We start from the raw sequence: 9,374 nt of genomic DNA on the forward strand, positions 1-9,374 counted from the left end.
GTAATGAACCGATCGAACTGTCCGGCCAGTTGACCGAGGAACACGGTGAACGCGCGCCGGTGCTGCTCCGCCGTCATCGCCCGGACCTCGTCGAGGTCGCCGTGAGCCGCACGCTCGCCGAGCGCAAGAGTGCGTTCGACCGCGCCGCGGACGCGCCGCTCGTCGACCACTCTCAGGATGCCCGCGTCGAGAAGCGCGGCCACGTGCCGGTACAGGGTGGCGGGTGTGACGTCTGGCAGTGTGCGGCGGAGGTCGGCCGTCGTGAGTTCGCGACCGGCGAGTTTCTGGATGATCTGCATCCGCACCGGGTGCATCACCACATCGGTGATAGGTGTTCGGGAGACCACGGGACGCAGCTCCTCTCATGCTTGCGATTGTTATCAATAGTGATAACGTTCTTCATCGTGAAACAAACGTATCCGAGAGGTGGGACTTGGAAATGGTGCGCGTCGCAATAGACAACACGGGCCTGTCGATCTCGTTCGCCGCATGGGAATCCTTCTTCGCGGGCAGGCGAAGTCATCTGATCCCGGCCTCGTCGATCACCGGAGCGGTCGCTGGCGACCAATGGATTTCCGAATTCATGGGGCTGCGGTCCGGACTCGTCGTCTCCGGTTTCATGAAGATCGGCGTTTGGCGAACACTGTCGGGAACCCGCCGCTTGCTGTGCCTGCGGCGGGGTGTCCCGACGCTGCGGGTCAAGATACGACGCGAGACCGACGGACAGTTCGACGAGGTGCTCATCGGGATCCCGGACGCACACGAACTGGCTGCCGTGGCATCGCGCTGGGTCACGGCGTGAACGCCATCGAGGTTCGCGATCACCGGTCTTCTCGGCCCGAACGGTGCCGGCAAAACCACCACACTGCGAATGATGCTCGGGCTCATCGAACCGGACACCGGGACGGCATTGTTCGACGGCCGGAACTACCGGGAGTGGGCGCGTCCGACCACGGTGGTTGGTACTGTCCTCGACTCCATGCGCGCCCGGCTGCGCTCGTCGGCGCCGTGGCCATGACTTCCGAGTACCGTCACCAGACGATCGCCGCCACCTTCCTGGCGGTGCCGCAACGGTTGCGTGTACTCGAGGCCGAGCTGGTCGTCTACGCCGTTGCGGGGGTCGGGTACGGCGTGATCTTGTCGGTGAGCGCGGCCGTGGGTCTGTACGGCGGGGCGGCCCTGAACGGGACAGCCATCGGCGCTCCTGTCGGATACGTTGCGGCCCATCTCATTCGGCTCGCCGTCGCGGCCGCGGCGTACATGGTGATCGGCGTCGGAGTGGGGGCGATCGTCCGGAATCAACTCGTCGCGGTGGGGGTGCTGGTCGGGCCCTCGGAGCCGGCGTGCTGGTGACGTACGCGGTAGCGGCAGCCGTGATCGCGATGGCAATTCCGCTGCGACGGGACGTTGCCGACTGATCCGCCGCGTCGCCGGGCCGGTGACGAATATCAACCTCACCTGTTGCTGTGGCGTGCTGGACCGCACCGCCCGCTGCCACCGAACCGACCGATCAAGCAGACATGCCCTAGCGCCGCAACATGTCCCGGACGTGGCCGGTCTCGTTCACCGATGCCACCCGTCGCTCGCCGCTGCGCGAGACGAGGACACGCGTGACGGACACGTACTCGATGGGGAATGCGAGGGGACGGTCGAGGCCCAGCAGCTCCTGCAGGTACACGTTGATCACACCGCCGTGGGCAAGTATCGCGACGGTGTCGCGGTGGTCGGACTGCTCGACGACCCGGCCGAGCGACTCGAACACCCGCGTGCGGAAGGCGCCGGCATCGATTCCGTCCGGGAACTCGCCTGCCCGGATGCGGGCGAAGGCTTCGGGTGCGCGCGTCTCGACTTCGTGGAACGGAATGTAGTGGTCGAGGTCGTAGTCGTACTCGGCCAAACCGACGTCTTCGGTGACGGGGAGGGTGAGCGCCTCGGCGAGTGGCGCGGCGGTCTCCAGCGCGCGGCGCTGCGGACTGCTCACGATCCGGGCGATGTTGTACGGGCCCAACGCGGCAGGCAACCGCTTGGCCTGGGCCTGCCCCTCTTCGGTGAGTGCTGGGTCGGCTCGCCCCGCCGACGCCGTCACGAGTTCGGGCAGCGCATGTCGGATCAGTAGCAGTTGCACGCCGTTCAGCTTGCCAGTTCCCCGATCAGCGCCGCGACCTGGCCCGGTTGGTCGATCATGGCGTGGTGGTGGGCGGGACGCACGACGTGGAAGGAGGCGCCGAGGAACTCCGCGAACTTTCGCTGCCGACGGATCCACTCCCACCCCCACGGCGTGGGACGCCCCGTGTGCGCGGCAGCCACGACGACGGGCACCGACATCGCGGTGGTGGTTCGAAGGGTGACCAACTCCTCGGCGAGGGCCGGGTACGCCGCGTTCTCGACCACCGACGACTCGAGGTACGCGGGCTCTCGATAAATCCGGTTCACCCACTGCCGGGTGCCGGACGAAATCCCGTCCGGCGGTGTCGAGTGGTTCAGCATTCTTCGGACGGAAGGGCCGAGCAGGCGCTGGAGTCCGATCCGGCTTGTCAGTCGCGCCGCCCGCCGACCGATTGCCACCCGCCAGCGGGTCGGGATCAGGTGATGGGCTCGAGTGGTGATTGTCGCGTCGAGCAGGATCACACGGCGCGTGCGCTGCGGGAACAGTCGAGCGAACGCCTCGACGTAGATGCCGCCGAGCGAGTGCCCTACCAGCACCGTCGGTGCAGTCACGCCCAGTGCGTCGAGGACGGCGGCGATCCGCTCGGCCTCACCGCGAGCGGTCGGCCGGTCGGGAGAGGGCGGGCTCGCTCCGTACCCGGGACGATCGATCCGCACGACGAGGCATGTACGGGACAAGAGTTCGGCCACCTGACCCCAGTCGAACCAGTTGCCACCGAGACCTCCGTAGAGCACGACGGGTGGCCCGGCACCGTCCACCACGACGTGCACTCCCGCGACCATTTCCCCAGGACGTTTCACGTGGAACCATCATTGCCGTGGTTTCGCCAGGGGAAATGCGAGGGTTTCGCGGATGCTGCCGCCGGTGATCAGCATGACCACCCGGTCCACGCCCATTCCCAGTCCACCCGTGGGCGGCATGGCGTGCTCGAGGGCCTTGAGGAAATCCTCGTCGAGTTCCATGGCTTCCTCGTCGCCACCCGCCGCGAGCATCGACTGCTCGGTGAGCCGGTTCCGCTGGTCGACGGGGTCGGTCAGCTCGCTGTAGGCGGTCCCCAGTTCGATACCCCACGCCACCAGGTCCCACTTCGCCGCGACCCCGGGGACGGTGGGATGCGGGCGGGTGAGCGGCGACATCGACGTGGGGAAATTGGTGTAGAAGGTCGGGAATTCGGTGTAGTCCTCGACGAGGTGCTCGTACATTTCCTGGGCTACGGCACCGGCGTCCCACGTCGCCTGGTACGGGATCTCGTGCTGATCGCAGAGCTGCTGCAATTCGGTGAGCGGAGTGTCGGGAGAGACGTCGACACCGAGTTTCTCGGCCACAGCCTCATGCATGGTCTTGACGGGCCACTCGCCGGAGATGTCGACCTCGACGAGTTCGCCGCCGGGTCCGGGCCGCAAGATGATCTCGCGTCCGAACGCGGCGACCGCCGCCGTCTGGATCAGCTCGCGGCACAGCACCATCATCTTCTCGTAGTCGCTGTGTGCCTCGTAGGCCTCGAGGATGGTGAATTCCGGGTTGTGCTTGAAATCGACCCCCTCGTTTCGGAAGACACGGCCGATCTCGAACACTTTCTCCATACCCGCGACGCAGAGCCTCTTGAGGTACAGCTCGGGTGCGATCCGCAGGTACAGGTCGAGGTTGTAGGCGTTGATGTGGGTGAGGAAGGGTGCCGCGTTGGCACCGCCGTGCACCTGCTGGAGGATCGGGGTCTCCACCTCGAGGAATCCCCGGCCACCGAGTGAATCGCGCAGCGACTTCACGATCGCGCTCCGCGCTTCGAGAAGGCGCCGGGCATCGGTGTTGATCGTCAGGTCGACGTACCGCTGCCGCACGCGGGTCTCGGGGTCGGACAGGCCTTTCCACTTGTCGGGCAACGGGTGCAGGCACTTGCCGATCATTCGCCATTCGTTCGCGAGCAACGACAACTCGCCTCTCCGGCTGTATCCGATCACGCCGCTCACTTCGATGAGGTCACCGAGATCGAATTCGGCGGCGAAGGCGCGGATCCGGTCCGAACCCACCCGGGCCCCGTCGACGAGTACCTGCAGGTCGCCCGACCAGTCGCGCACCACAGCGAACGCGACGCCGCCGTAGTCGCGGATCCGCAGCAGGCGTCCCGCGATGCGGACCGTGGTGCCCTCCGGTGAGGTTGCGGCTGCGTCCGCGGTGTGGGTGGGGGGATATGCGACGGGGTAGGGATCGATGCCGTCCCCTGTGAGGGCGGCGAGTTTGTCGAGTCGCACCCGAACCTGTTCGGGGCGTTTCGGACTCGGTAGCGTCAGCCCACCGAGGTCGCCGGGTGGACTGCCGTCCGAATGCAAACCCTCTGCGGCCACGAGTTCGGCGGGTACGGCCTCATGCAGTCCGGTGCGCTCCACGGCGTCGCCGCCCGCGGATCGTCCGAAGCGCGGCAGGGTCACGAAGCCTTCTGCTATACCGGACGCGAACCCGACCCGCAGCAGTTCCCGATTGTCGTCGAAGCACAGGAAGCGCGGCACCCACTCCGGCTGGTATTTGACGTTGGACCGGTACAGCGCTTCGAGCTGCCACCACCTGGAGAAGAAGACGAGGATCGAACGCCACACCCGCAGCACGGGTCCGGCGCCGATCCGGGAACCTTCCTCGAACACCGAACGGAACACGGCGAAGTTGAGCGACACCTTGGTGATGCCGAACTGGTCCGAGTTGGTGGCCAGCTCGGTGACCATCAACTCCACCACGCCGTTGGGCGCCGCCGGATTCCGTCGCATGAGGTCGAGGGACACGCCCGTCGGACCCCACGGCACCAACGACAGGATGCCCAGGATCTCGCCATCCTCTCCGATCGCCTCCACCAGCAGGCAGTCACCGTCGAGACGGTCGCCGAGCCGGCCCAGGGCCATCGAAAAGCCGCGCTCGGTCTCGGTGTCGCGCCACGCATCGGCGAGGCGAATGATGTCCGCCATCTCGTCGGCGGGCACGTCGCGGTGACGTCGGGTCCGGGCGGTGACTCCTTGGCGTCGCACGCGGGTGACGGCCTGCCGCACCTGTCGCATGTCGCGTCCGCTGAGGGTGAATTCGCGAGTGCGCAGAAGGGCCTCGTCGCCGAGTTGCAACACCGAGAGCCCGGCTCTGTTGTATGCGGTGGCGCCGGTCTCGCTCGCGCCCATGACCGCGGTGGCCCACCCGTACCGCAAGGCGAGTTGCTGCCAGGCCTCGATCGCATGGGGCCACGACTCCGGGTCTCCGATCGGGTCGCCACTGGCCAGGCACACGCCGATCTCCACCCGGTAGGTGATGGCCGCCTTACCGTTCGGTGCGAAGACCACCGCCTTGTCGCGTCGGGTGGCGAAGTAGCCGAGGGAATCGTCGGCGCCGTATTGCAGGAGAAGTCCACGCAGTGCCGATTCGTCGTTGCCGGTCAGGGCGTTGTTGGAGCGCTGCGCCCGGAACAGTGTGATGACGGCGGCCAGTAGCGCGAGGGCACCGAACAGGCCCAGCAAGGTGTTGACGAAGCCGTGCGGCCGTCCGCTGAATTGCTCGTTGTCGAAGACGGCGAGGGCGGTCACGCGATTGAGTGACCACAAGAACCGCTCGCCCGTGGGCAGGGTGCCGGGGAACGCTTCCACCAGCGCCCAGCCGACGAGTGTGCCCAGCGTCAGCCCGGCAACGAGCACGCCCAGCGCTTTCCATCCCGCACCGCGGCGGACCCGGGTGTAGAACTCGGGCCGGGCGGCGATCAGGATGCCGATCACCACCGTGTGCACCGCGGCCGCCACGGCCGCGTCGATGTCCCGGTCCGCCACGGCGGTGACGACGTTGATGACCAGCAACAGGGCGAGGTACAGCGTGAGCAGCCACCAGGCGATGCGTTTGCGGCTGGCGAGTGCCGCTGCGAGCAGTCCCACCACGAACGCCCAGGACAGGCTGGTGTCCGGTGCATCGAAGTAGTAGGTGTCGATGTACAGCCGGGGCACGTGCACGTAGTAGCGCAGGACCGGGGAGAGGCTCCACAGGAAGACGAGCACCGAGAAGATGCCGAGAATCAGTCCCGCGATGTGTGGAACCTGGTGCAGGCGACCGTTCTTCGAGGCCTGCGACGGCCGGGTCCGGGGTGCCGCTGTAGCGACTTCGGACGCTGCGGAGGTGTCGGTGCTTGCTGACATCGAGCGGTTCCTTCCCGACTGGCGGTGCGTGTGCACTGTTCAGTGTGAGGCGTCCGGACCCAATATGTGGGGAAGAGGGAAGATGGTGCCATGTCAGATACCCACGACGCCGTGCCGATCCGAGACGACACCATTCGTCTCGGCCAGTTCCTCAAGCTCGCCAACCTGATCGAGTCGGGTGCCGAGGCGAAAGAGGCGATCGCCGACGGACTCGTCTCGGTGAACGGTGAGGTGGAGGTGCGCCGGGGCAGGCAGCTCCGGGACGGGGACGTGGTGGAGATCGGCGGGATGACAGCACGGGTGACTTCTCAGGCCTGACCGGAGCCGAACTTCCGCAGGAACAACGCTTCGGCGACGGCGAGGTTCGCGATCTCGGACGGGTCCACGCTCTCGTTGGGGGCGTGAATGAGGCATCGCGGTTCCTCGACACCGAACAGGGCGATCTCGGCGTGCGGGAACACCTGCGCGAGGACGTTGCACAGTGGGATGGAACCTCCCTGTCCTACACTGCCGAGCGGTTTTTCGTAGGCTTCGGCCATCGCTTCACCCAGCGCCGTATAGCCGGGTCCGTCGGTCTTCGCCCGAAACGGGGAGCCGATCGATTCGCGTTCCACGGTGACGCGGGCACCCCACGGCGCCGCGGCCTCGAGATGGGCGACGAGCGCGTCCTGGGCGCGCAGGGGGTCGAGTTCCGGTGGGACACGGAGATTGAGTCTCGCCGAGGCCCGGGGTTGTATGGCGGCGGCCGACCCGACCACCGGTGGGCAGTCGATGCCGAGAATCGTCAACGCGGGCCGGGCCCACACCGCGTCGGCGACCCGTCCGGTCCCGGCCAGCCGGACACCGTCCAGCACCCCCGCGTCGGAACGGAACCGATCCTCCGGATAGTCGACGCCGGTCCATTCCCCATCCGAGGGCAGCCCGCTCACCGTGGTGTTCCCGTCCTCATCGCGCAGGGTGGAGAGCATCTGGACGAGGGCGGCGAGTGCGTCGGGAGCCGGTCCGCCGTACATACCCGAGTGAACTTCGCCGGCCATGGTCTCCACGTGCACGACCACGTTGGCGATACCCCGCAGAGTGGTGGTGACCGTGGGTCGGCCGACTTCGGCGTTGCCGGTGTCGGCGATGAGGATCATGTCGGCCGCGAACAGCTCCGGCCTCTCCTCGACGAGGTTCTCCAAGCCGCCGGTGCCCATCTCCTCCGACCCCTCGGCGACGATCCGGATGCCCACCGGGAACGGTGCCCCGAGCGCGCGCAGCGCCAGCAGGTGCATCACGAGGTTGCCCTTGCAGTCCGACGCGCCGCGACCGTACCAACGCCCGTCCCGCTCGGTGAGCGTGAAGGGATCGGATTGCCAGAGGTTCTGGTCACCCGGCGGCTGGACGTCGTAGTGGCAGTAGAGCAAAACCGTCGGTGCACCCTCGGGACCGGGCTGGTGACCGACCACCGCGGCAGATCCGTCGGAGGTGTCGACGAGTTCGACGTGACCCACACCGGCGGACACGAACGCGTCCTTCACCCATTCGGCGGCGCGACGGCATTCGTCCGGTGGGAACTGGCGGGGATCGGCCACCGAACGCATCGCGACCAGCGCGGCGAGTTCCTCCCGTGCGGTGGGCATCAACTCGTCGACCCGGGAACGGATCTCGCCGGACGTCATCGAACGACGATGCCGTCCTGATCGCTGTACACCATCTCGCCGGGGTTGAACGTGACTCCGCCGATGTCCACCGGCACGTTCTTCGCACCCGACCCGGTCTGGGTGCTCTTGCGCGGGTTGGTGCCCAGAGCCTTGATCCCGATGTCGAGGGTCTTCAGGATGGCCGAGTCGCGGATCGCACCGTTGACGATCACGCCGGCCCAGCCGTTGTCGACTCCGCGACCGGCGATGATGTCGCCGACCAGTGCGGTGTGGATGCTGGCGTCACCGTCGACAACGAGAACGCCGCCGTTGCCCGGCTCGCCGAGGGTCTGCTTGACCAGTAGGTTGTCCTGGAAACATCTGATGGTGGTGATGGGCCCGGAGAACACCTCGCGTCCGCCGAACTGGATGAACTGCGTGTCGCAGCTCCGGATCTCGGGTCCGATCTCGTCGGCCAGGTCTGCAGTTGCCACGTGTTCAGTCATAAGCGACAGAATAGTGCGGTGAAGCTGGGAGAATGCAGGGAGGCATTCGCCGGCTACCCGGCGGCTACACTGGACGAGTCCGGGTCTAGCGAGCGGTAGATAGGTTGTTCATGGTCACGTCCGCCAAGGGTGCAACGCCCACCGTTGTCGGCACCGACGACTGGCGCCGGCTCGAGCCGATGACACTGACGCCCATCCTGAGCGCCTCCCTCGAAGCCTTCTACGAGCACGGTTTCCACGGCACCTCGGTGCGGGACATCGCTCGTCGCGTCGGGGTGACGGTACCCGCGCTGTATTACCACCATGAGAACAAGGAAGCCGTGCTCCTGGCGTTGCTGGAGCTTTCCACCAGCGATGTCCTCGCCCGTGCACACGCCGCGAGCACTGACGGCGGAGACGACCCCGTGCAGCGACTCGCGAATGTGATCGAGGCGATCGTTCTCCGGATGACCATGCGGGCGCGGCTGGCTGCCCTCGAGAGTGAAGTCCGGTACCTCAGTCCCGAGAACAGGCAGCGCTATCGGACGGTCCGCAAGGGTGTCGAGGAATTGGTCCTCGAAATCGTGAAAGAAGGCAATGAGCGCGGCCTGTTCGCTGTCGCGGACGAGGCCGAGACCACCCGGGCACTTCTCGGTATGTGCCAGTCGATTCCGCGTTGGTATCACGCCGAAGGCAAGCTGACTCCCGAGGCTGTGGCGCACAAGTACGTCGAAATTGCCATGAAGACAGTGGGTTCCACCGCCGTCCCTGCCCAGCTGAAGAGTGCCTCGGCCGAAAAATAACGCGCGGCGACACTCTTGTGTGGCCACCGCCAAGGCGGCGAAGAGTGTGGTGATGCCGTATTGCACGTAGTCGTGGGTGCGCCGTTCGGGTAATGCCCGGCATCATCAGCAGCAGCACCGGTGCCGATCGGTCGACCGCCTGGAGG

11 protein-coding genes are annotated in these 9,374 nt (G+C 66.6%); 5 read left to right on the plus strand and 6 right to left on the minus strand.

The window, feature by feature from the left end:
- The coding region (locus tag WAW17_RS18460; RefSeq protein WP_422334381.1) for a helix-turn-helix domain-containing protein at window positions 1-347 on the minus strand (347 nt) is incomplete at its 3' end.
- Between the two features lie 92 nt (window positions 348-439).
- Here WAW17_RS18460 and WAW17_RS18465 point away from each other — a divergent pair.
- From WAW17_RS18465 to WAW17_RS18475, 3 genes are read left to right on the plus strand one after another with little or no spacing between them, the layout of a single operon-like run.
- The gene (locus WAW17_RS18465) at window positions 440-802 is read left to right on the plus strand and encodes a hypothetical protein (RefSeq protein WP_422334382.1); all 363 of its coding nucleotides are present in this window, start codon (window positions 440-442) and stop codon (window positions 800-802) included.
- Between the two features lie 18 nt (window positions 803-820).
- On the plus strand, window positions 821-1,018 hold the full coding sequence (locus WAW17_RS18470; RefSeq protein WP_422334390.1) for an ATP-binding cassette domain-containing protein: 198 nt from the start codon (window positions 821-823) through the stop codon (window positions 1,016-1,018).
- Entirely contained in the window at window positions 1,015-1,353 is a 339-nt protein-coding gene (locus WAW17_RS18475; protein WP_422334383.1) for a hypothetical protein, read from the plus strand. The genes WAW17_RS18470 and WAW17_RS18475 overlap by 4 nt, the downstream gene beginning before the upstream one ends.
- Window positions 1,354-1,525: 172 nt before the next feature.
- Here the strand turns inward: WAW17_RS18475 and WAW17_RS18480 are convergent, their stop codons facing one another.
- The 3 genes from WAW17_RS18480 to lysX are packed head-to-tail and all read right to left on the minus strand — an operon-like array spanning window position 1,526 to window position 6,318.
- Window positions 1,526-2,125 (minus strand): histidine phosphatase family protein, encoded by a 600-nt coding sequence (locus WAW17_RS18480; protein ID WP_422334384.1) that lies wholly within the window; start codon window positions 2,123-2,125, stop codon window positions 1,526-1,528.
- Between the two features lie 5 nt (window positions 2,126-2,130).
- Entirely contained in the window at window positions 2,131-2,949 is an 819-nt protein-coding gene (locus WAW17_RS18485; RefSeq protein WP_422334391.1) for an alpha/beta hydrolase, read from the minus strand.
- A 27-nt stretch (window positions 2,950-2,976) separates the two neighbouring features.
- Window positions 2,977-6,318, minus strand: coding sequence for a bifunctional lysylphosphatidylglycerol synthetase/lysine--tRNA ligase LysX (gene lysX, locus WAW17_RS18490; protein ID WP_422334385.1), 3,342 nt, complete (start codon window positions 6,316-6,318; stop codon window positions 2,977-2,979).
- Window positions 6,319-6,408: 90 nt separating this feature from the next.
- Here lysX and WAW17_RS18495 point away from each other — a divergent pair, with 90 nt between their 5' ends.
- Window positions 6,409-6,636, plus strand: coding sequence for an RNA-binding S4 domain-containing protein (locus WAW17_RS18495; RefSeq protein ID WP_422334386.1), 228 nt, complete (start codon window positions 6,409-6,411; stop codon window positions 6,634-6,636).
- On the opposite strand, the gene WAW17_RS18500 is transcribed toward WAW17_RS18495, so the two are convergent.
- A complete protein-coding gene (locus tag WAW17_RS18500) occupies window positions 6,627-7,979 on the minus strand; it encodes a dipeptidase (protein WP_422334387.1) in 1,353 nt (450 codons plus the stop codon). The two genes, WAW17_RS18495 and WAW17_RS18500, sit on opposite strands and share 10 nt — an antisense overlap.
- A complete protein-coding gene (gene rraA / locus WAW17_RS18505) occupies window positions 7,976-8,446 on the minus strand; it encodes a ribonuclease E activity regulator RraA (RefSeq protein ID WP_422334388.1) in 471 nt (156 codons plus the stop codon). The genes WAW17_RS18500 and rraA overlap by 4 nt, the downstream gene beginning before the upstream one ends.
- Before the next feature lie 110 nt (window positions 8,447-8,556).
- On the opposite strand from rraA, the gene WAW17_RS18510 reads away from it, so the two are divergent.
- Window positions 8,557-9,228 (plus strand): TetR/AcrR family transcriptional regulator, encoded by a 672-nt coding sequence (locus tag WAW17_RS18510; protein WP_422334389.1) that lies wholly within the window; start codon window positions 8,557-8,559, stop codon window positions 9,226-9,228.
- The last annotated feature ends 146 nt before the right edge of the window (window positions 9,229-9,374 follow it).

This window comes from Rhodococcus sp. (in: high G+C Gram-positive bacteria) (assembly GCF_049286785.1).
Lineage (GTDB): Bacteria > Actinomycetota > Actinomycetes > Mycobacteriales > Mycobacteriaceae > Rhodococcus_F.